The organism is Planosporangium mesophilum, from assembly GCF_016863255.1.
In the GTDB taxonomy this organism is placed as follows: Bacteria; Actinomycetota; Actinomycetes; order Mycobacteriales; family Micromonosporaceae; genus Planosporangium; species Planosporangium mesophilum.
The window spans coordinates 85,952-108,170 of sequence record NZ_BOON01000008.1; the positions used below are offsets into that span (position 1 = coordinate 85,952).

At 71.9% G+C, this 22,219-nt stretch carries 17 protein-coding genes; 5 read left to right on the forward strand and 12 right to left on the reverse strand.

The window, feature by feature from the left end:
- Nucleotides 1-3: 3 nt before the first annotated feature.
- The 6 genes from clpB to Pme01_RS05845 all read right to left on the reverse strand — a co-directional run bounded on the left by clpB (nucleotide 4) and on the right by Pme01_RS05845 (nucleotide 7,266).
- Nucleotides 4-2,646 carry an ATP-dependent chaperone ClpB gene (gene clpB, locus Pme01_RS05820; RefSeq protein ID WP_168114668.1) on the reverse strand — a complete coding sequence of 881 codons (2,643 nt, stop codon included), beginning with the start codon at nucleotides 2,644-2,646 and terminating at the stop codon, nucleotides 4-6.
- Nucleotides 2,637-2,963: a chaperone modulator CbpM gene (locus Pme01_RS05825; RefSeq protein WP_168114669.1), complete on the reverse strand. Its 327-nt coding sequence runs from the start codon at nucleotides 2,961-2,963 to the stop codon at nucleotides 2,637-2,639. Before Pme01_RS05825 ends, clpB begins: the two co-directional genes overlap by 10 nt.
- Entirely contained in the window at nucleotides 2,963-3,961 is a 999-nt protein-coding gene (locus tag Pme01_RS05830; RefSeq protein WP_168114670.1) for a DnaJ C-terminal domain-containing protein, read from the reverse strand. Before Pme01_RS05830 ends, Pme01_RS05825 begins: the two co-directional genes overlap by 1 nt.
- Nucleotide 3,962: 1 nt before the next feature.
- On the reverse strand, nucleotides 3,963-4,613 hold the full coding sequence (locus Pme01_RS05835) for a nucleotide exchange factor GrpE (protein ID WP_168114671.1): 651 nt from the start codon (nucleotides 4,611-4,613) through the stop codon (nucleotides 3,963-3,965).
- A 2-nt stretch (nucleotides 4,614-4,615) separates the two neighbouring features.
- On the reverse strand, nucleotides 4,616-6,571 hold the full coding sequence (gene dnaK / locus Pme01_RS05840; RefSeq protein WP_168114672.1) for a molecular chaperone DnaK: 1,956 nt from the start codon (nucleotides 6,569-6,571) through the stop codon (nucleotides 4,616-4,618).
- A gap of 116 nt (nucleotides 6,572-6,687) precedes the next feature.
- Nucleotides 6,688-7,266 (reverse strand): Hsp20/alpha crystallin family protein, encoded by a 579-nt coding sequence (locus Pme01_RS05845; RefSeq protein WP_203935449.1) that lies wholly within the window; start codon nucleotides 7,264-7,266, stop codon nucleotides 6,688-6,690.
- Between the two features lie 392 nt (nucleotides 7,267-7,658).
- Between Pme01_RS05845 and Pme01_RS05850 the strand changes: the two genes are divergently transcribed.
- Entirely contained in the window at nucleotides 7,659-10,397 is a 2,739-nt protein-coding gene (locus tag Pme01_RS05850; protein WP_168114674.1) for a winged helix-turn-helix domain-containing protein, read from the forward strand.
- Nucleotides 10,398-10,504: 107 nt separating this feature from the next.
- Nucleotides 10,505-13,198, forward strand: a complete 2,694-nt coding sequence (locus Pme01_RS05855) for a glycoside hydrolase family 2 protein (protein ID WP_168114675.1) — start codon at nucleotides 10,505-10,507, stop codon at nucleotides 13,196-13,198.
- On the opposite strand, the gene Pme01_RS05860 is transcribed toward Pme01_RS05855, so the two are convergent.
- Entirely contained in the window at nucleotides 13,195-14,556 is a 1,362-nt protein-coding gene (locus Pme01_RS05860; RefSeq protein WP_203935450.1) for a dihydrolipoyl dehydrogenase family protein, read from the reverse strand. The two genes, Pme01_RS05855 and Pme01_RS05860, sit on opposite strands and share 4 nt — an antisense overlap.
- Nucleotides 14,557-14,708: 152 nt before the next feature.
- Here Pme01_RS05860 and Pme01_RS05865 point away from each other — a divergent pair, with 152 nt between their 5' ends.
- Nucleotides 14,709-15,143 (forward strand): DoxX family protein, encoded by a 435-nt coding sequence (locus Pme01_RS05865; protein WP_168114677.1) that lies wholly within the window; start codon nucleotides 14,709-14,711, stop codon nucleotides 15,141-15,143.
- 166 nt (nucleotides 15,144-15,309) lie between these two features.
- Here the strand turns inward: Pme01_RS05865 and Pme01_RS05870 are convergent, their stop codons facing one another.
- Nucleotides 15,310-15,813 carry a DinB family protein gene (locus Pme01_RS05870; protein ID WP_203935451.1) on the reverse strand — a complete coding sequence of 168 codons (504 nt, stop codon included), beginning with the start codon at nucleotides 15,811-15,813 and terminating at the stop codon, nucleotides 15,310-15,312.
- 95 nt (nucleotides 15,814-15,908) lie between these two features.
- Here Pme01_RS05870 and Pme01_RS05875 point away from each other — a divergent pair, with 95 nt between their 5' ends.
- Entirely contained in the window at nucleotides 15,909-16,277 is a 369-nt protein-coding gene (locus Pme01_RS05875) for a response regulator (RefSeq protein ID WP_168114678.1), read from the forward strand.
- Here Pme01_RS05875 and Pme01_RS05880 read toward each other — a convergent pair.
- Complete coding sequence (locus tag Pme01_RS05880; RefSeq protein ID WP_168114679.1) at nucleotides 16,274-16,504, reverse strand: hypothetical protein; 231 nt, start codon at nucleotides 16,502-16,504, stop codon at nucleotides 16,274-16,276. The two genes, Pme01_RS05875 and Pme01_RS05880, sit on opposite strands and share 4 nt — an antisense overlap.
- A 128-nt stretch (nucleotides 16,505-16,632) precedes the next feature.
- On the opposite strand from Pme01_RS05880, the gene Pme01_RS05885 reads away from it, so the two are divergent.
- A complete protein-coding gene (locus Pme01_RS05885; RefSeq protein ID WP_168114680.1) occupies nucleotides 16,633-17,574 on the forward strand; it encodes a DMT family transporter in 942 nt (313 codons plus the stop codon).
- 261 nt (nucleotides 17,575-17,835) lie between these two features.
- Here Pme01_RS05885 and Pme01_RS05890 read toward each other — a convergent pair whose 3' ends face one another.
- From Pme01_RS05890 to Pme01_RS05900, 3 genes are all read right to left on the reverse strand, one after another.
- Complete coding sequence (locus tag Pme01_RS05890) at nucleotides 17,836-20,229, reverse strand: Tex family protein (RefSeq protein WP_168114681.1); 2,394 nt, start codon at nucleotides 20,227-20,229, stop codon at nucleotides 17,836-17,838.
- A 145-nt stretch (nucleotides 20,230-20,374) separates the two neighbouring features.
- Entirely contained in the window at nucleotides 20,375-21,532 is a 1,158-nt protein-coding gene (locus Pme01_RS05895) for a CU044_5270 family protein (protein WP_168114682.1), read from the reverse strand.
- The gene (locus Pme01_RS05900; RefSeq protein WP_239088044.1) at nucleotides 21,525-22,154 is read right to left on the reverse strand and encodes an RNA polymerase sigma factor; all 630 of its coding nucleotides are present in this window, start codon (nucleotides 22,152-22,154) and stop codon (nucleotides 21,525-21,527) included. The genes Pme01_RS05895 and Pme01_RS05900 overlap by 8 nt, the downstream gene beginning before the upstream one ends.
- Nucleotides 22,155-22,219: the final 65 nt, after the last annotated feature.

A 22,219-nucleotide genomic window follows, 5' to 3' on the forward strand; every position in this document is an offset into this window, starting at 1 on the left:
GCCTCAGACGCCCGCCTGGACGGCGGCTTCGGCGGGCTGCTTCCAGGTGACGGTGAGTTCGCCGGCCTCCAGGTCGACCACGATCGTGCTGCCGGCCTGTACCTCGCCTTTGAGGAGCGCCCGCCCGATCCGGGTCTCCAGTTCGCGTTGCAGGAACCGGCGCAGCGGCCGGGCGCCGTACACCGGGTCGAACCCGGTACTCGCGATGTGCCGGCGCGCCGGCTCGGTGACCTCGAGCTTCAGACCCCGGTCGGCCAGCCGCCGGCGCAGGTCGCCCAGCATCAGGTCCACGATCCGCTCGATCTCGGGCAGGGAGAGCGGCTTGAACAGCACCGTCTCGTCGACCCGGTTGAGGAACTCGGGCCGGAAGAAGCGCCGCAGTTCGATCATGACCGCCTCGCGCGCCTGCTCGGTGATGTGACCGTCCGCGGTGACGCCGTCCAGCAGGAACTGCGAGCCGAGGTTGCTGGTCATGATGACGACCGTGTTGCGGAAGTCCACGGTGCGGCCCTGGGCGTCGGTGAGCCGGCCGTCGTCGAGGACCTGGAGCAGGATGTTGAAGACGTCGGAGTGGGCCTTCTCGACCTCGTCGAGCAGGACCACCGAGTACGGCTTGCGGCGCACCGCCTCGGTGAGCTGCCCGCCCTCCTCGAACCCGACGTAGCCGGGCGGCGCGCCGACCAGGCGGCTGACCGTGTGGCGCTCCTGGTACTCGCTCATGTCGAGCCGGATGATGTTCTCCTCGGAGTCGAACAGCGCCTCGGCCAGGGCCCGGGCCAGCTCGGTCTTGCCGACGCCGGTGGGGCCGAGGAACAGGAACGACCCGATCGGCCGGCGCGGGTCCTTGATGCCGGAGCGGGCCCGGATGACGGCGTCGGCGACGACCTGGACCGCCTCGTCCTGGCCGATGACCCGCTGGTGCAGGATCTCGTCGAGGTGCAGCAGCTTCTCGCGCTCGCTCTCGGTGAGCCGGCTGACCGGGATGCCGGTCCAGCGCGAGACGATCTCGGCGATCTCCTCCTCGGTGACCACCTCGACCAGCAGCCGGCGCCCGCCCTGCTTGGACTCCAGCCGCTCCTCCTCGGCGCGCAACCGCCGCTCCAGCTCGGGGAGCCGGCCGTGGCGCAGCTCGGCGGCGCGGTTGAGGTCGTAGGCGCGTTCGGCCGCCTCGGCCTCCCGGCGTACCCGTTCCAGCTCCTCGCGCAGCGCCTGGATCTTGTGGATGGCGTTGCGTTCGGCCTCCCACTGCGCGCGCATCGCGTCCGCCTCGGCGCGCAGGTCGGCCAGCTCCTTGCGGATCTGGTCCAGCCGGGCCTTGCTGGCCGGGTCCTCCTCCTTCGACAGCGCCGCCTCCTCGATCTCCAGTCGCCGTACCCGCCGGGTGATCTCGTCCAGCTCGGCGGGCTGAGAGTCGATCTCGGTACGCAGCTTGGCGCACGCCTCGTCCACGAGGTCGATGGCCTTGTCGGGCAGGAACCGGTCGGTGATGTACCGGTGCGACAGGGTCGCGGCCGCCACCAGCGCGGCGTCGGCGATGCGGACGCCGTGGAAGACCTCGAAGCGTTCGCGCAGCCCCCGCAGGATGGAGATGGTGTCCTCGACGGTCGGCTCATCGACCATGATCGGCTGCATCCGCCGCTCGAACGCCGGGTCCTTCTCGACGTGCTTGCGGTACTCGTCGAGCGTGGTGGCGCCGATCATGTGCAGCTCGCCGCGGGCGAGGGGCGGCTTGAGCATGTTGCCCGCGTCCATCGCGCCCTCCGCACCGCCGCCGGCGCCGATGATCGTGTGCATCTCGTCGACGAAGAGCAGCACCCGACCCTGCGACGCGATGACCTCACTGATCACCGCCTTGAGCCGCTCCTCGAACTCGCCGCGGTACTTCGCGCCGGCCACCAGCGCACCCATGTCGAGGGCGAACACGATCTTGTCGCGGAGCCCCTCGGGTACGTCGTTGTTGACGATCCGCTGGGCCAGCCCCTCCACGATCGCGGTCTTGCCGACGCCGGGATCGCCGATCAGGACCGGGTTGTTCTTGGTCTTGCGGGACAGGATCTGGATCACCCGCCGGATCTCGGCGTCGCGGCCGATCACCGGGTCCATGGCCCCGGCCCGGGCGTCCGCGACCAGGTCGCGGCCGTACTTGTCGAGCGCCTCGTACGTGACCTCGGGCATCGCCGAGGTGACGCGCTGGTGGCCCCGGATGCTGGTCAGCTCGGACAGGAACCGCTCCCTGGTCAGACCGTGGGCGTGCAGCACCCGCCCGGAGGCGGTGGCGGAGCCCTCGTCGAGCAGGGCGAGCACCAGGTGCTCCACCGACACGTACTCGTCCTTGAGGCGCTTCGCCTCCCGCTCGGCCGCGTCCAGCAGGCGGGCAAGCCGCTGGGTGATGAACACCTGGCCGGGCTGGGCGCCCGGACCCGTCACCGACGGCCGGCGGCCCAGTTCCCGTTCGATGTCGGCGCGTAGCTGGTCGACGTCGACCCCGGTCGCGGCGAGCAACCGCGGCACGAGCCCCTCGGGCTGGTCGATCAGGGCCAGCAGCAGGTGCTCACCGTCGACCTCGGTGTGCCCGAACCGCAGCGCCTTGGTCTGCGCGTCGTGCAGGGCCTCCTGCGACTTCTGGGTGAGCTTGTTCATGTCCATGAGGGGTTCCTCCGGGAGGGTAGGCGCCGCCCGGCCCGCAGCGCCGCCTCCAGCTCGTCGATCCGGGCGAGCAGGTCGAGCACGACGCCGAGCGCCGCGTAGTTGAGCCCCAGCCCGTCGTGCAGCCGGCGGGCCCGGGCGATGGTGGAGAGTTCGGTGGGCGAGAACCAGTACTGGCCCGCGCCGTCCACGTACGGGTCGAGCAGCCCGAGCGTGATCAGCCGGCGCAGCAGTTCCGGGTGGATGCCGGCGTTGGCGGCGAAGGCGTCCAGCGACAGCCGCGCCTGCCTCGGCGCCGTCACGAGCGTGTACGCCATCAGGTCCCCTCTCGCGGGTTGAACGTGGACGCCTTGGCGAGCTGCTCGAACAGGTCGCGCTCCTCCGGCGACAGGGTCTTGGGCACCATGACCCGGACTTCGGCGTAGAAGTCACCGGGACGCCCGTTGGGGTTGGGTAGGCCGCGGCCGCGCAGCCGCAGCTTCCGGCCGCAGGAACTGCCGGGCGGGACGGTGACGCGTACCGTGCCGTCGGGGGTCTCGACCGGCACCTTGGCGCCGAGTGCGGCCTCCCACGGCGCGACCGGCAGCGGAGCCGTGATGTCGCGGCCGTCGAGGCGGTACCGCGGGTGCGGCGCGATGCGGACCACCAGGTACAGGTCGCCGGACGGGCCGCCGGCGCCGCCCCCGCCACCCTGCCCCGCCAGCCGGATGCGCTGCCCGTCGACCACGCCGGGCGGGATGTTGACGTCGAGGGTGCGGGTGCCCTCCGCGGTCTGCAGCGTGACCCGGTGGTGGCCGCCGTGGTAGGCCTCCTCCACGGTCAGCGGCAGTTCGGCCTCGGCATCCGCGCCGGCCACCGGGCCGCGGCCGAACCCGCCGCGACCGCCGTACCCGCCACCGAAACCGCCGCCGCCCCCGCGTCCGCCGAAGAAGCTGCCGAACAGGTCCTCGAAGTCGAACCCGCCGCCCTCGCCGTAGTCGCGCGGATCGACGCGTACGCCACCGCCCCACGGTCCACCGCCGCCACGGGCGCCCGCGCCGGCGCGCTGCCGGAACCCGGCGCCCGCGGTCTCGAAGTCCTCCGGCACCTGCCGCCACTGATGGCCGAACTGGTCGTAGCGCTTGCGCTTGTTCGGGTCCGACAGGACGTGGTACGCCTCAGTGATCTCCTTGAACCGCTCCTCGGCGCCGGGCTCCTTGTTCACGTCCGGGTGGGCGCGACGGGCCAACTGGCGGTAGGCCCGCTGAATGTCGGACTGGCTGGCGTCGCGAGGGACGCCGAGTATCTCGTAGTAGTCCCGTTCGCCCCTCGCCATGTCACTCCTGCTTTCCGGCCACCGCCACTACCGCGGGCCGTAGCAGCACGTCGAGCGCCGCGTACCCCGGCCGTACCACTTCGACCACGGTCCCCGGTACGGCGTCGGGGGCCTCCACCACCCGGACCGCCTCGTGGCGGCTCGGGTCGAACGGGATACCCACCTCGTCGAGGCGGCTGAAGCCGAGGCGGTGCAGGACGTCCACGGCCTGCTGGCGGATCGCCTCGACGCCCTGGGCGATGGCGCTCGGATCCGCCGCGGCGTGGCCCAGTGCGAGCTCGAGGTTGTCCACCACCGGCAGCCACTCGGCTGCCACCCGGGCCCGCTCGGCCCGCCAGTCGTCGGAGCGCTGGCGTTCGTACCGTTTCCGGGTGTTGTCCAGCTCGGCCTGGGCCCGCTGCCAGCGGTCGCGCATCTCGGCGATGGCCTGTTCGGCGGTGGCCGTCTCATCGGTGACCGTCATCCGCCCGTGCTGCTGATCCTCGTCCGCCGGCTGCCCGGCTTCCCGGGTACCGGCCGCCTGCTCAGGCGGGGCGCCGGTCGCGGTCTCGTCGAGCGGCCGTTCGGTCGTCGTGGTGGCCGTCGCCTCCAACCGGCCGGTCGGCCGGTCGGATCGCTGGCCTGTCGTTCGGTTCGTCTGTGGTTCGTTCATGATCAACCCGTCGTGAAGTCGGCGTCGATGACCTCGTCCCCACCGCCACCGCCACCGCCGCCCCCGGCACGGGCGCCGGCCGTGGCTCCGCTGGGCTCGCCGGCGCCGGCCGGACCGGCACCCGGTCCGCCCGGTGTGCCCGCACCGGCGGCAGCACCGGCGGCCGCGGCGGCGCTGCGCAGCGACTGGAGAATCTGCTGAAGGTCGGAGCTCAGCTGGCGCAGTCGGTCCAGCGGCACGTCCTCCTTGACCGCCTGCCGGGCCTCGTCGACGAGCATCCGGGCGCGCGCCACCTCGTTGCTCGGTGCCCGGTCGCCGACCTCGCTCAGCACGCGCTCCACCTGGTAGGCGTAGCTGTCCACCTCGTTGCGGGCGTCGATCTGCTGACGGGCCTGCTGGTCCTGGGCCCGGTTGCGCTCGGCCTCGTCCACCATCCGCTGGACCTCGCCCTCGTCGAGGGTGCCGCTCTCGGTGATGGTGATGTTCTGTTCGGCGTTGGTGTCCCGGTCGCGGGCGTGCACGTTGAGGATGCCGTTGGCGTCGACGTCGAACGTCACCTCGACCTGCGGTACGCCCCGTGGCGCCGGGCGGATGTTCTCCAGCCGCATCCGGCCCAGTACCCGGTTGTCGGCGGCCCGCTCCCGCTCGCCCTGCAGGACGACGACGTCGACCGCCGGCTGGTTGTCCTCGGCCGTGGAGAACGTCTCGGCCCGCCGGGTCGGGATCGTCGTGTTGCGCTCGATGAGCCGGGTCATCAGCCCGCCCAGGGTCTCCAGGCCCAGCGACAGCGGCGTCACGTCGAGCAGGACGACGTCCTTGACCTCGCCCTTGAGTACGGCGGCCTGGATCGCCGCGCCGATCGCCACCACCTCGTCGGGGTTGACCGACATGTTGGGCTCTTTGCCCCGGGTCAGCCGCTTCACCAGCGCCTGCACCGCGGGGATCCGGGTGGTGCCGCCGACCAGGATGACCTCGTCGATGTCGTCGGCGCTGACCCGCGCGTCCTGCATCGCCTGCTGCACAGGTCCCTGGGTGCGCTCCACGAGGTCGTGCGTCAGCTCCTCGAACTGGGCCCGGGTGATGGTCATGGTCAGGTGCTTCGGCCCGGACGCGTCGGCGGTGATGAACGGAAGGTTGACCTGGGTCTGGGTGACCGACGACAGCTCCACCTTCGCCCGCTCCGCGGCCTCCAGCAGCCGCTGCAGGGCCTGCGGGTCCTGACGCAGGTCGATACCCTGCTCCCGCTTGAACTGGTCGGCGATGAAGTCGACCAGGCGGCGGTCGAAGTCGTCCCCGCCCAGATGGCTGTCGCCCGCGGTGGCCCGTACCTCGATCACGCCCTCACCGACGTCGAGGATGCTCACGTCGAAGGTGCCGCCGCCGAAGTCGTACACCAGGACCGTCTCATGGCCCTTCTTGTCCAGCCCGTACGCGAGCGCCGCCGCCGTCGGCTCGTTGATGATCCGCAGTACGTTCAGTCCCGCGATCCGGCCGGCGTCCTTGGTGGCCTGCCGCTGCGCGTCGTTGAAGTACGCCGGCACCGTGACCACCGCTTCGGTGACCCGCTCGCCGAGCTGCTTGCCGGCGTCGTCGGCCAGCTTGCGCAGGATCGCGGCGGACACCTCCTCCGGGGAGATCAGCTTGCCGTGCACGTTGAACCGGACCGCGCCGTCCGGGCCAGGTACGACGTCGAACGAGACGACCTTCGCCTCCTCGGTGACCTCGTCGTACTTGCGGCCGATGAAGCGCTTCGCGGAGTAGATGGTGCCCTTGGGGTTCAGCACCGCCTGCCGCCGGGCCATCTGGCCGACGAGGCGCTCGCCGGTCTCGGTGAACGCCACCACCGAGGGCGTGGTACGGCTTCCCTCGGCGTTCGGGAGAACCTGGGGTTGGCCGTCGATGTAGGCGGCGATGACGGAGTTGGTCGTGCCGAGGTCGATACCAACGGCTCTGGCCATCAGTTGTGCTTCCTTTCAACGGCCCGTCCGTAGCCGAAGCGACCACGGACGGAAGGAGGAACGGGGCGGCACTCGGCGCGGCGTGCCGTGCCGTGTCCCGCCGCCCCGGCCCGGTGCTATCTCGAGGTCCTGCCAGAACCGCCCCCTGGCTGGACCCGGGTCTGGGTGCCGGGCGCTTCGGCGCTGCTGACGCCACCGGTGGTGGCTTCGGCCATCGAGCCCGCGACCGGAGGGGTCCGGCCGGCCGCGCCCCCGCCTTGACCGGTGGCGCCACCGGCCTTGACCGGGATGCGGTGTGCCTGGGGCTGCGCCTTGGCCGCGCGGATCGTCAGCACGCCGTGCTCCAGCGAGGCGTCGATCTGGTCGGCGTTGATCTCACCGGGCAGGATGATGTCGTACTCGAAGTCGGCGCCGCCGTCGCCGCCCTGTCCGGCCTGGCTGCTCTGGCGCTCCTGGCGCCGCATGTGGCCGGTGCGCTGCCGGGCGGTGTACCGGCCGGTGATCCGCAGCGTGTCGCCGTCGATCAGTTCGATGTTGACGTCCTCCGGCCGTACGCCCGGAAGGTCCATCTCCATGATGTACGAGTCCTGGGTCTCCTCGATGTCGAACGGAGGCACCCATACCGGAATGACCGCGGGCGCCATCGGGCCCGCGAGGAAGGGGTCGGAAAAGAAGGTCTGGAGTAGATCGCCCATCCGGTTCTGGAGGTCGGCCAGCGGGTCGCCGGCGGCTCGTCCGCCTCGGCCTCCTCCTCGTTGCTCCGTGAGCTGTCTACCGCGGCGTGGGGCAAGAGAGGTCATACCTAGGCACTTCCTTTCGCGGGCCAAGATCTTGTCTGCGCACGACTGTTCGGTTCCGCATGGACCCACCGGTCCGGCCGGGGCCGGCTGTCCGGCAACGTCACTCGCGCTCCGCGAGTCCCCATCAAGACCATGTTTTGAACGCGGTGGGTGAGCATGCCTCACCCACCGCGGACGAATCCGCAAGATCCACTGGGCCCCGTCGGGCAACCTCGTGGCCGCGCGAGGTTTACACAGCCCGGTCGCGGCTATCGAGCGGACGTGCCAGCCGGGGAGCAGGATGCGCGGTGATCGGGGTGTTCGCTGACGCGAACGATCAGGAGTACGTGGCGGTGCCGGCGGCCCCGACAGGCCCGTCGTCGGGCGTGCCGCTGCTGACATCCAAGCTGGCCGTCCCGGTACTCCCGAACGGGCTCGTGACCCGTCGCCGCCTGGTGGAGACGCTGGACAGGGGCGTGCGCGGCCCACTCACGGTGCTCATCGCGCCGGCCGGGTGGGGCAAGACGGCGTTGCTCAACGCCTGGGTACGGTCCGGCGGGCCGGTCCAGACGGTCACCTGGCTGACCGTCGAGCCCGAGGACGTCGGTGACCGTTTCTGGTCATACCTGCACTTCGCCCTGAACGCCTCCGGGGTGACCAAGGGTGAGGACCAGCAGAGCGTGCCGGCGCCGGGGTTCGTCCCGCACAACGTCTACCTCGCCCAGCTCGCCAACGCGCTCGCGCGTACGCCCGGGCCGGTCGTGGTGATCCTCGACGACTTCCACCGGTCGACCGACGACGCCATCCCGGACGGGCTGGAGTTCCTGCTGCGCCACAGCGCGGGACGGCTGCGCCTGGTCATCGCGACCAGGGTCGAACCGGCGCTGCCGCTGCACCGTTGGCGGCTGTCGGGCGAGCTCGCCGAGGTACGCGCGCGGGAGCTGGCGTTCACCCTGCCCGAGACCGCCGAACTGCTGGCGCGTCACGGCGTCGAACTCCCCGAGGGGCATCTGGCGGCCCTGCACGCCCACACCGAGGGCTGGCCGGCGGGGCTGCGGATGACCGCGCTGGCGATGCGGGAGCACCCGGACCCGGCGCGCTTCGTCGACCTGTTCTCCGGCGACCAGCACGACATCGCCGAGTACCTGACGGGGGAGGTGCTCGCGGACCTGTCGCCCGACGTGCGGTACGCGCTGCTGTGCACCTCCGTGCTGGAGCGGGTGTGCGGTGGGCTGATGGACGCGCTGACCGGGCGGTCCGACGGCGCGCAGACCCTGGCCGAGCTGGAGCGCCGCAACGCCTTCACGATGCCGATCCCGGGCCGGTACCCGTGGTACCGGTACCACCGGCTCTTCGCCGAAATGCTGCGCGCCGAGCTGTGGCGGCGCTCGCCGGAGCAGGTGCCGCCGGCGCACCGCGCGGCCGCCTCCTGGTACGCCGGGCACGAGCTGCCCGGCGACGCGCTCCGGCACGCCCTCGCGGCCCGGGACTGGCGGTACGCCACCACGCTGCTGGCCGAGCACTGGCCGGCGCTCGTACTCTGCCAGGCAAACGGGGCGGAGCGGACGCTGGTGCCGTCTCCGCCGCCCGGCGACGACGCCCGGACCGACCCGGAACTGGCCCTCGCGTACGCGGCCGACCGGCTCGACCTCGGCGACCTGGGCGCAGCCGAGGGGTACCTGCAGCTGGCCGACAGCCACCGGTCCCGGCTCGCCGCGGACCGCGCGGACCGGTTCACCCTGATGAGCGCCGCGTTCGAGCTGGCAAAGGCCCAGCTCGCCGGGGACACCGCGGGCGTACTGTCGCTGGCCGCCCGGCTGATCGCGCTGACGCCGACGTCCGACCCGGCGGCGGACGTGTCCCACCAGGACGCGGCCACGGCGGCGATCGCGTTCACCGCCCGCGGCGCGGCCCACCTCAACGACGGTGACCTGGCGGCCGCCGCGGACGCGCTCGGCGCCGGGTTGGCGGCGGCCGAGCGGGCCGGGCCGACCTGCGCGCGGCTGCTGTGCGCGAGCAAGCTCGCCCTGGTACGGGCGCTGCGCGGCGAGCTCCGCCGCGCCGACTCGTCGGCCCGTGGCGCACTGGCCCTGCCGCCCTGCCCCGGCCGGTGCCGCCTGGTCAGCAGCGCGTGCGCGTACCTGGCGCTGGCGTTCGTGCGGTACGAGTGGGACCGGCTCGACGACGCCGAGCGCTACCTGGAGCTGGCGTCGGGCGTGGCCGACCCGGTAGCCGAGCCGATCCTGACGGCCGGGGCGGCGATCGCCCGGGCGGGCGTCCTGCGGGTCAGGGGCGAGCTGGCGGCCGGGTACGAGGTGCTGGTGTCGGCCCGGCGCGACCTCGGCGCGGACCCGCCCCGATACCTGCGGGACTGGCTCACCGCCACCGAGGCCGACCTGCGGACGTCCTATGGGGACACCGACACGGCGCGGGAGGTGCTGACCCCGCTGCTGGAGGACCGCCGGCAGGCGCCACCGTTCGTGGCCGTGGCGCTGGCCCGGGCGTACCTGCGCGACGACGACCCGGGCGCCGCCGCCCGGGTCCTGCCTGCCTGGGCGGAGGACCGGCGCGACGGGCCACCGCTGTCGCTGCGGCTGGAGGCGGGGTTGCTCGCGGCCGTGACCTCCCGGCTGGCCGGCGAGGACCACCGGGCCTCGGCCCGGATGGAGCGGGTGTTGCAGCTCGCCGAGCGGGAGGGGTTCCGGCGCCTGTTCACCCACGGCGGACCGCAGCTCCGGGAGCTGCTGGTCGACCACCTCGATGCCGGCACGGCGTACTGGTCGACGGTGAGCGAGGCGCTCAAGGCGACCGCATCGCCGCCCGCCCAGGGAAGCCTGCCGCCGGCGTCCTTGGTCGAGCCGCTGAGCGAGCGCGAGCTGACGGTCCTGCGGTACCTGCAGGGCGCGCTGTCGAACCTGGAGATCGCCTCGGATCTGTCGTTGTCGGTGAACACGGTGAAGACGCATGTGCGCAGCATCTATCGCAAGCTGCACGCGGCGCACCGCCGTGAGGCGGTCCTGAAAGCGCGTCAGCTCCGGCTGCTGTGACCTTGGTCCGAAGCGTTGACCCGTCTCCCGGAGCCCCCTAGCATCGACGTCAATGAATTGTTAAGAAGTCTGCCCAACCAGGGTGGGCGAGGGCTCGGAGGCACGGCATGCGGTTGCCGGCACGTCTTCAGAAGTCGGTACGGTTCCTGGCGGCCATCACGTTGGCGGCCGCGACCAGCGCAGTCGCCTCGCCGGGCAGCGCCGCCGCACCGCCGGCCCGTGCCGTCACCGTGGCCGGTGGCCCCGGCTCCGCGACCCCGATCGCCGGATTCCTGATCCAGTCGTCGGCCAAGGTCGCCGACGAGGCGGCGGTGTCCCGCCCCGGGTACCCCGCGGCCGGCTGGTACCCGGTCAGCCCCCGCTCGACGGTCCTGGCCGGGCTGGTGCAGAACCACAAGTACCCCGACCCGTTCTACTCGACGAACCTGCGCTCCATCCCGGAGGCCGACTTCGCCGTGCCGTGGTGGTACCGCGCCGACCTCACGCTGGCCGGCGGCCCGGACACCCGTACCTACCTCGACGTCAGCGGCGTGCTGTCGCGGGCGGACGTATGGGTCAACGGCGTCCGGGTCGCCACCTCCGACCGCGTCGTCGGCGTGTACACGCGCCACGACCTGGACGTGACCGACCACGTACACAGTGGACGCAACAGCGTGGCGCTGAAGGTGTACCCGAACGACCCGAACCGGGACCTCACGATGGGCTGGATCGACTGGGTGCAGTCACCGCCGGACCGCAACATGGGTGTCGTGCGCGATGTGGTCGTCCGGCGCGCCGGCCCGGTCGCGCTGCGCGACGCGCACGTGGTCACGTCCCTCGCGGTACCGTCGCTGCGCCACGCCGAGCTGACCGTCAAGGCGACCGTCCGCAACGACTCGGCGCAACCGGTGCGCGCCACCGTCTCCGGTACCGTCGCCGACCGGCGGGTGACGCAGCAGGTCGCCCTCGCCGCGCACGAGACCAGGACGCTCACCTTCGGCACGGTCGGCCTGGACCGTCCACGAATCTGGTGGCCGGCGGCCATGGGCGGCCAGCCGCTGTACGACCTGAGGTTGACCGCGTCGGTGCACGGCAGGACCTCCGACACCGCCGGCGAGCGCTTCGGCATCCGCGACGTGCGGGCGCCTCTCAACGCCGACGGCGGCCGGGAGTACCAGATCAACGGCCGGCCGCTGCTCGTCAAGGGCGGCGGCTGGTCGCCGGACCTGTTCCTGCGGTGGAACCCGGACTACGTCTCCGACAAGCTCCGGTACGTACTGGACCTGGGCCTGAACACGGTCCGGCTGGAGGGTCACCTCGAACCCGACGAGTTCTTCGACCTGGCTGACAGGTACGGGATCCTGACCCTGCCCGGCTTCGAGTGCTGCGACAAGTGGGAGGGCGACGTCAACGGCGACGAGTCCGGTGAGCCGTGGACCGGCGCCGACTTCCCGGTGGCGAAGGCGTCCATGGCCGCCGAGGCGGCCCGCCTGCGCGACCACCCGAGCGTCATCTCGTTCCTGATCGGCTCCGACTTCGCGCCGTCGGCGGCCATCGAGAAGAACTACGTCGACGCGCTGCGGGCCGCCGACTGGTCGCTGCCGATCGTGCCGGCCGCTTCCGCGAACTCGGCGCCGATCACGGGCGAGTCCGGGATGAAGATGAACGGCCCGTACGACTGGGTGCCGCCGAACTACTGGTACGACAAGCACCCGGACGGCGGCGGCGCGTTCGGCTTCGCCTCCGAGACCAGCGCCGGCCCGGACATCCCGACCCTGGACACCCTGCGGCGGATGATGTCACCGTCCGAACTGGACACGCTGTGGAAGGACCCGGCCGCCAAGCAGTACCACAGCGCGCCGTCGTGGTCCACCTTCTCCACCCTGAAGATCTTCGACACCGCGCTCGCCGGCCGCTACGGCCCCCCGACGAGCCTGGAGGACTATGTCCGCAAGGCGCAGCTGGCGCAGTACGAGAACGTGCGGGCGCAGTACGAGGCGTACGGCCGCAACTTCACCGACGCGTCCAACCCGTCCACCGGCGTCATCTACTGGATGCTCAACAGCGGCTGGACCTCACTGCACTGGCAACTGTTCGACTACTACCTCGACCAGAACGGCGCGTACCACGGCGCGAAGAAGGCCAACGAGCCGCTGCACGCCCAGTACTCGTACGACGACCGCTCGGTGGTCGTGGTCAACTCCCGGCACGCCGTCGCGGGCGGGCTCACGGTGCGGGTCAGCCTGTACAACCTGGACGGTACGGAGAAGTTCAGCCGGACCGTGACCGGCCTGTCGGTGCCCGGCGACGGCGGCCGGGCGGTGGCGCTGACGGTACCCGCGGTGGGCGGGCTGTCGCAGACCTACCTGGCGAAGCTCGTCGCCACCGACGCGTCCGGTACGGAGGTCAGCCGCAACGTGTACTGGCTGTCGACCAAGGCCGACGTGGTCGACTGGGCCCGCAACGACTGGTACTACGCGCCGACGTCGAGCATGGCCGACCTGACCGGCCTGGCCGCGATGGCGCCGGCCACGGTCCGGGCGGTCACCGCGTCGGTGGCGCACCCGGACGGCACGACCACGACGGCGGTGACGCTGCGCAACACCGGTACCGGAAAGACCCCGGCGCTCTACCTGGACGCCCACGTCCTCGGTACCGGCGGCGCGCCGGTGCTGCCGGTGCGCTGGAGTGACAACGCGGTCAGCCTCTGGCCGGGGGAGTCGACGACGCTGACCGCCACGTACCGCACGGCCGACCTCCACGGCGCCCGGCCGTCGGTACGGATCTCCGGCTGGAACGTACCGACGGTCGTGGTCCGCTAGCCGAGGTCCGCGAGGGCGGCCTCGATCGCGCGGTGGAACGTCGGGTACGCGTAGATCATGTGGCGTAGCCGCTCGACCGGCACCTCACCGTGCACCGCGACGGCGAGCCCGGAGAGCACCTCGCCGCCGGTCGGGCCGGCGGAGGTGGCGCCGACGAGCACGCCCCGGTCGGCGTCCGCGACGAGCTTGATGAAGCCGTCGTTGCCGGCCTTGTGGATCCAGCCCCGCGACGACTCCGGGATCTGGGCGGTACCTACCCGGACGTCGACGCCGCGGTCCCGGGCCTGCTGCTCGGTCAGCCCGACCGCGCCGACCTCGGGGTCGGTGAAGGTGACCCGGGACAGCGCCCGGTAGTCGACCGGCGGACCGCCCCGGCCCAGGATGTCGGAGATGGCGACGCCGGCCTGGTACATGGCGACGTGGGTGAACGCGCCGTGGCCGGTGACGTCGCCGACCGCCCACAGCTTCTCGCCGGCCCGCATCCGATCGTCGACCTCGATCGCCCTGGCGTGCGGATCCAGCCCGGCGGTCTCCACGCCAAGCCCGGTCAGGTTGGTCCGCCGGCCGGTGGCCACCAGTAGCTTCTGGCCCGTCACCTGACGGCCGTCGGAGAGGGTCAGGGTGAAGGCCGCGCCATCGTGACCGACCGACGCCGCCCGTGCGCCGGTGAGAATGCTGACCTTGTCCCGGCCCAGCGCCTCGGCCAGCAGGGCGGACGACTCGGGCTCCTCCATCGCGAGGATCCGGTCCGAGGCCTCGACGATCGTGACGTCGACGCCGAACCGGGCGTACACCTGGGCCAGTTCGAGGCCGATCGCGCCGCCGCCGAGCACGAGCAGCGATCCGGGGAGCGTCTCGGCCTCGATCGCGTCCCGGTTGGTCCAGTACGGGGTGCCGGCGAGGCCCTCGATCGGCGGGATCGCCGGCTCGGTACCGGTCGCGACGACCACGCCCCGGCCGGCCACGAACTCGGTGTCCTCCACCGCCACCCGGCCGGGCCCCACCAACCGCCCACGGCCGCGCACGAACCGGCCGCCCTTGCCGGTGAACCGGTCCACCGCGGCCCGGTCGTTCCAGTTGTCGGTGGCCTCGTCCCGGATCCGACGCGCGACAGGGGCCCAGTCCGGGCTCACCCGGGCGCTGCCGGCAAGGCCGTCGACCCGGCGCGCCTCGGCCAGCAGGTTGGCCGCCCGGATCATCATCTTGCTGGGGATGCATCCCCAGTACGGGCACTCGCCGCCGACCAGACGGTCCTCGATCCCGACGACCGACAGCCCGGCCTCGGCCAGCTTCCCGGCGACCTCCTCGCCGCCCACGCCCAGCCCGATGACGACGACGTCGACCTGTTCGCTCATCACGGCGCCTCCCGGCAGTCAGCCTAACGGAAGTTCTTTTGCGCGAATACTCACCTTTTGTACGGGAATATGCCGTTCGTGAAGTCGTACACATAGACTTCAATCCATGTCTGCTGGCCGTCGTAAATTTCAACAACCGCACGGAGGGCAGAGGAATGAACCTGTTCAACCGGATTCACGGGGAGACCGTCTCGCTTTACCGGATGGTCATCGGCCTGCTGTTTCTGTGCCACGGCCTCGCGTCGCTGTTCGGCGTGCTGGGCGGCGCTTTCGGCGCGGGGCATACGGTTGCGGCCGGGACCTGGCCGGGCTGGTGGGCAGCGCTGATCCAGCTCGTGACCGGTGGTCTGGTATTGGTCGGGTTCCTCACCCGCCCCGCCGCACTGTTGGCCTCCGGTTCAATGGCCTTCGCGTACTTTACCGTGCATCAGGAGCGAGGGCTGTGGCCGATTCAGAACGGTGGCGAACTGGCTGCCCTGTTCTGCTGGTCGTTCCTGCTGATCGTCGTCGTCGGGCCGGGGCGCTGGTCCGTGGACCGGCTGCTCGGCCGGGCGCGTAGTGAGCCGGCGCGGGAGCTGGCCGAGGCGTAGCGGATCGGGTCGCTGCCGACCAGGCCGGGGGGGGCGGCAGCGGTTTCAGTCGCGCGGTACCGACGACGTGAGCCGGCCGCCGGTGGCGCGGCGGCTGCGCTTCTGCGCGTACATCGCGATGTCCGCGCGATACAGAAGCTCCGCGGACCTGAACGAATACCCGTAGTCAGCCCGTGACGCCGGTCGCGCCGTCCGTCTGCTCGCGGAGGATGTCGGCGTGACCGGCGTGCCGGGCTGTCTCCTCGATGACGTGGACCATGATCCAGCGCAGCGACACCTGACCGAGCTGCGGGTGCGGGTGCGTCACCACGTCGTCCAGGGCGAAGCCCGCGGCCACCTCCCGGGACACCTCGCACGCCCGGTCGTACCCGGCGATCAGCGACCCGATCGTCTCCGCCGGGCCCACCTGGAAGCCGTCGTCCGCACCCGGAGCGGGGGAGGAGGGCCCGGTCAGCAGCTCCGGGAACCAGGTGCGCTCCACGACGGTCAGGTGCTTGATCAACCCGGCGAGGGTGGTCTCCGAGGGTACGAGCCGGCGGCGGGCGTCCTCGTCGGATACCCCGGAGACCTTGCTTCTGACCACCCCGCGATGGAAGTCGAGGAACGCCTCCAGCACGTCGCGCTCGGTACCCGTGGTCATCAGGAGCGGCCGGGGTAGTGACGTTGTCATGTGGGACACGTTAACCGGGCCGACCGCATCCGTCGGTCCCTGCGCCCGTTGTACGGGTCAGGTACGGCGACGGCGGTGGCGAGAGAGGTGCCCGAATGGCGCTTGTGATGGTGGCTGACGACAACGAGCGCATCCGGGAGGTCGTCACCCGCGTCCTGCAGCGCGCCGGGCACACGGTCATCGCCGAGCCCGACGGCGAGTCGGCCTGGCGACGGCTGCACGAGTGCAGGCCCGATCTGGTCCTCCTCGACAGCGTCATGCCGGGCGCCGACGGGACCGAGATCTGCAAGCGCATCCACGACGATCCCGCCACGGCCGACATCCCGGTGATCCTGGTCAGCGGCTGGCTGCCCCCGGACTCCGAGGCGTCGTGCGCCACCGCGATGCTGGCCAAGCCGTTCATGCCGCACGAACTGATCGAGCGGGTCGAGCAGGTCCTGGCACCTGCCCGAGCGGAGCCCTAGTCGATCCGGAACCGCTTGACGAGGGCGCGGAGCTCCTCCGCGCCGCGGGCGACCTCGGCACTGCTGTCCCGCGCCTGGTTGGCGGCCTCGAGTGAGGTGGCACCGACGGCGGCCACGTCGGCGATCCGGCCGTTGATGCTGCCGGTCGCCGCACCTACCTCCTCGATGCTGCGGCTCATCTCCTGCGTGGTGGCCGTCTGCTCCTCGACGGCGCTGGCGATCGCCATCTGCCCAATTCTCATCGTGTTGGATAAATCGCGGTGCTGGCGATCTCTGACATGACGGGGGGTCGGCCCGCGGCTGAAAGGAGTGGTGGGCAGAATCGGTCCTGTCGCGGGCCACCAGGGGAGGACGAGTGTCACGACGCGGTTGGATCCTGTTCGCGGCGATGTGCCTCATCTGGGGCGTGCCGTACCTGCTCATCAAGGTTGCCGTCGGTACGTTCACGCCGGCGTCGCTGGTCTTCGTCCGTACCGTCATCGCCGCCGCCGTGCTGCTTCCCCTGGCCGCGATGCGCGGTCAGCTCCGCGTGCTCCTGCCGCGGTGGAAGCCGCTCCTGGCGTACACGGTCGCCGAGCTCGCGGTGCCCTGGCTGCTGCTGTCGAGCGCCGAGCAGCGCCTGTCCAGTTCGCTGGCCGGACTGCTGGTCGCCGCCGTGCCGCTGGTCGGCGCGGTCCTCGCGCGGGTCGCGGGAAACCACGAGCCGCTCGGCGGCCGCCGACTCCTCGGCCTCCTGGTCGGGCTGGTCGGGGTCGCGGCGCTCGTCGGCGGGGACTACCACGGTGGAAACGCGGTCGCGTTCCTCCAGATGGCGGCCGTCGCCATCGGGTACGCGCTGGGGCCGTTCATCCTGGCTCGCAGCCTGTCCGACCTGCCGGGACTCGGGGTGGTCGCGGCGTCGCTGACGCTCACCGCCATCGGTTACGCACCGGTCGGCATCGCGCAGTTGCCGACGCAGTGGCCGGCCCCGATGGTCGTCGTGGCGATTTTCGTCCTGGCGCTGCTGTGTACCGCGATCGCGTTCCTGATCTTCTTCGCCCTGATCAACGAGGTCGGCCCGGTCCGGACGACGGTCATCACGTACGTCAACCCGGCCGTCGCGGTCGCGCTCGGGGTCGCCCTCCTCGGCGAGCCCTTCACGGCCGGCATCGCGGCCGGCTTCGCGCTGATCCTCGTCGGCTCGGTGCTGGCCACCGGCCGGTCGCCGGCCTCATCGGAGGGCGGGGAATCGGGCGCGGGGCCCACGCAGCCCGCCCCGGCGGCCCTCGCCGAGCCGGCCGCCGTCCCCGAGCCGTAAGCCTGCGCCGCCGCTAGGGGGACCGCCACGCCGAGCGGCGCCGCATCGGCGCCGGTCGCATCGGGACCGGTCGATCGGGACCGCCGCATCGGTGCCCGCCGCGCGGCCCAAGAGCCGCGCAACGTCGCACATATCGCTGCTCTCTCATCGAGCGAAGCAGCAATATGTGCAACATTGTTCGATTTTGGACCCGGGGGGTCGAGTTGGGCGCCGGGCGCGAATCCGGACGCGGGATCGCGCGGTACCGCGGGACCGACGGCGCTAGCGGTCGAGCAGGCCCGCCCGGCGGAGCGCGTCGGCCAGTGCGGTGTCGGACGGCGCGCCGCGCCCCTGGCCCTGGCGTCCCTGCCCCTGGCCCTGGCGTCCCTGTCCCTGTCCCTGCCCCTGGCGCCCCTGTCCCTGGCCGCCTCCGGGGCCGCCCCGCCGCCCGTCGCGGCGTGGCTCGGCCGGGCCTCGCCGGTCGGGGCGGGTGTCCACCTCGTCGTCCAGCCGCAGTGTGAGCGAGATGCGCTTGCGCGGGATGTCGACGTCGAGCACCCGCGCGCGCACGATGTCGCCCGGCTTGACCACGTCACGGGGGTCCTTGACGAAGGTCTTCGACAGCGCCGAGACGTGGACCAGGCCGTCCTGGTGTACGCCGATGTCGACGAACGCGCCGAACGCGGCGACGTTGGTGACCACGCCCTCGAGCACCATGCCCGGCGTGAGGTCGGCCAGGGTCTCGACGCCGTCGGTGAAGGTGGCCGTCTTGAACTCGGGGCGCGGGTCGCGGCCCGGCTTCTCCAGCTCGGCCAGGATGTCGGTCACGGTCGGCACGCCGAACGTGTCGTCGACGAACTGCTCCGGCTTGAGGGACCGCAGCGTACGGGTGTTGCCGATCAGGCCCTTGAGGTCGCCGCCGGTCGACTCCAGGATGCGGCGCACCACCGGGTACGACTCGGGGTGCACGCTGGAGGAGTCGAGCGGGTCGTCGCCGCCGGGGATGCGCAGGAAGCCGGCGCACTGCTCGAACGCCTTGGGGCCCAGCCGCGGCACATCCTTGATCGACCGGCGGGACCGGAACGGGCCGTTGGCGTCGCGGTGCGCCACGATGCTGCGCGCCAGGCTGTCGCCGATGCCCGACACCCGGGTCAGCAGCGGTACCGACGCGGTGTTGACGTCGACACCGACCCCGTTCACGCAGTCCTCGACCACGGCGTCGAGCGAGCGCGACAGCTTCACCTCGGCCAGGTCGTGTTGGTACTGGCCGACGCCGATCGACTTGGGATCGATCTTCACCAGCTCGGCGAGCGGGTCCTGGAGCCGGCGGGCGATCGACACGGCGCCGCGCAGCGACACGTCCAGGTCCGGCAACTCGGACGAGGCGTACGCGGAGGCCGAGTACACCGAGGCGCCGGCCTCCGAGACCACGATCTTGGTGAGGTTCAGCTCGGGGTGGCGCTTGAGCAGGTCACCGGCGAGCTTGTCGGTCTCCCGGGAGGCGGTACCGTTGCCGATCGCGATCAGCTCGACCTTGTGCGCCGCCGCGAGCCGGGCCAGGGTCGCGAGCGACTCGTCCCAGCGGCGGCGGGGCTCGTGCGGGTAGATCGTCTCGGTCGCGACCACCTTGCCGGTCGCGTCGACCACGGCCACCTTCACGCCGGTACGCAGGCCGGGGTCGAGGCCCATGGTCGGCCGGGTACCGGCCGGCGCGGCGAGCAGCAGGTCGCGCAGGTTCGCGGCGAACACCCGTACCGCCTCGTCCTCGGCCGCCTGCCACAGCCGGCCCCGCAGGTCGATGCCCAGGTGCACCAGGATCCGGGTACGCCAGGCCCAGCGCACCGTGTCCAACAGCCAGCGGTCGGCCGGCCGGCCGCGGTCGGCGATGTCGAACCGCTGAGCGATCTTCACCTCGAACGAACTGGTCGTCGGCGGCGCGTCGGGGTCCACCGGCTCCGGCTCCAGGACGAGGTCGAGGACCTCCTCCTTCTCGCCCCGGAACATCGCCAGGATCCGGTGCGACGGCAGCTTGGTGTACGGCTCGGCGAAGTCGAAGTAGTCGGCGAACTTCGCGCCGGCGTCCTGCCTGCCGTCGCGTACCTTCGCGACGAGCCGGCCCCGCGTCCACATCTCCTCGCGGAGCGTGCCGATCAGGTCCGCGTCCTCGCCGAAGCGCTCGATCAGGATCGCCCGCGCCCCGTCCAGCGCCGCCGAGGCGTCGGCCACACCCTTGTCAGCGTCGACGTATCCGCCGGCGGTCGCCTGCGGGTCGAGCGTCGGGTCAGCGAGCAGCTGGTCGGCGAGCGGTTCCAGGCCCGCCTCGCGGGCGATCTGGGCCTTGGTACGACGCTTCGGCTTGTACGGCAGGTAGATGTCCTCGAGCCGGGCTTTCGAGTCGGCAGCCATGATCTGCGCTTCGAGCTCGCCGTCGAGCTTGCCCTGGCTGCGGATCGACTCGAGGATCGCGGCCCGCCGCTCCTCCATCTCGCGCAGGTAGCGCAGCCGCTCCTCGAGCGTGCGCAGCTGCGCGTCGTCGAGCATCTCGGTGGCTTCCTTGCGGTAGCGGGCGATGAAGGGCACGGTGGCCCCGCCGTCGAGGAGGTCGACGGCGGCCTTGACCTGCCGCTCGCGTACGCCGAGCTCGTCGGCGATCCGCTGGTACACAGACGTCGTCACGATCTTGATCCGCCTTCGTGGTGGGTTCGGGGTGCATTGTGCCGGTACCCGACCCCGGTTGTCGCGCCACCCGGCCGGCGGTGTCGCACATCGCCGCGTCAAGATCGTCACATCGCGGTCCGCGCGATGTGACGATCTTGCGGTGTCACCGGCCGGGCATGGCACCCATCGCGGCCACGATCTGCCGGCTCACGGCGGTGTACCCGACCGTGGTGCCCGCCTTGACGCCGGGGATGTAGTCGTTGCGGAGGATGACCCTCCGTTCGCCGATGACTTCGCCGCTCGCCGGATCGAAGATCAGCTCGACCCGCTCCTGGCCGTGGTCGGACATGGCGACCGCCACGCCGTGGCGCCCCTCGAGGTTCACCGAGTCACCGACCAGGCGTACGCCCGGGATCAGCGCGGCGGCGCTGAACAGCGCGGCCCGCAGATCGGCGGGGACGACGCCGGAACGCAGGATGTCGCGGACGAACACGAACGCCTCGTCGTCGCGCCCGCGCCCGGCACCCGCCGAGTCGCGGTAGATGCGCTCCAGCAGCTTGCGGGGGTCGCGGGGCAGGCCCGCCATGAACGGCGGGGTCGGCTCCTGCCAGAAGCCGCCGGCCAGCCGCTCGGCGATCTGCTCCGGGCTCCAGTCGTAGACGACGGTCCCGCTGCTGTCGCGCGGCTCGTCGCCGGGCCGGGATACGCCGCGCGGATAGAACAGGCCGGCCGGGGCCTTGCGTACCTCGGTCTTGGGCTCCGCCAGCGCGTCCGGGCAGGCCTCGGCCTTCGCCTCGTCACCCGGCCGCAGGAACCGCCGCTCCGCGTCGGCGGTCTGCCGGGTCATCCACTGGGCGTCCCAGTCCTTCGGCACCCACGTCTCTGAAACGTTCTTGTGCAGGTAGAACAGTCGGTCGCAGGGGGCGCGGCTGGCGATGCCGGTGCTCGCCACCTCCACCCTCCGCAGGTAGTAGAACTGCCCCGGGGCCAGGGGCGGGTCGCTGGCGGAGATCGCGGCTTCGGCGGCCCGGTTGAGCTCGGTGGCCGCGGCCTCGTGTCCGATCACCGGCCTGCCGTCGCGGGTGACCAGCGTGTCGACGGCTACCGTGGCCAGGGCGATCGCGCCGGCCAGGCCGGCCGCGACCGCGAACCGGATCGCGGGGTGGCGGCCGCGCAGGAGAGCAATCGACCAGCGACGCCTGCGAGCCGCCGGGCGCTCCGGCAACCCGGCCAGTACCTCGTGCCGGATCCGGCGCAACGCCGCCGCATCGGGCTCGGGTACGTCCGCACCCAACCGCTTGACCAGTGTGATCTCATCCATTCCGCATCGTCTCCTCCGTCTGGTACGTACCGGGGCCGGCGAGCGCGGGCCGCAGCCGCTTGCGGGCGCGGTACAGGCGCGAGCGCACGGTGCCCGCCGGGATGTCGAGGGCCCGCCCGATCTCGTCGAGATCGAGATCGGCCCAGGCGTACAGCAGCAGGACGTCGCGCTCCCGAGCCGGGAGCCCGGCGAGTAGCGCGCCGACCCGGCGTGCCGCCGCGCCCGCGTCGACCCTGCTGGCGATCCCTTCGGCGGGGCAGGGCACGGCCCCGGGGCCGGCGGCCGCGCGGGCGAGCGCGTCCAGTTGCCGGGCCTCGTCGCGAAGATGTCTGCGCATGAGATTGGTGGCGATGCCGTAGAGCCAGGCCCGGGCGTCCGGGCGAGCGGGGTCGTACCGCTCGCGCCGCTCGAACGCGACGAGGAACGTCTGCCCGACGAGGTCGTCGGCGACGTGCGGACCCAGCCGTCGGGTCACATAGCGGTGCAGCGTCGGGGCGTGCCGGTCGAACAGCGCCGCGAACAGGTCGGGCGAGTCGCCCGACCGTCCGATCAGATCGGCGTCCGTGTACGTCGGCGGCTCCATCGGGTCGGTGAGGGTTGATCTGTCCGGGACCAGTGTCACACCTGTAATTGCCCGCACGGCCGGTTCGCGTTCGCGTGGGGACAATAGCGGCCTCATCGGCCGAC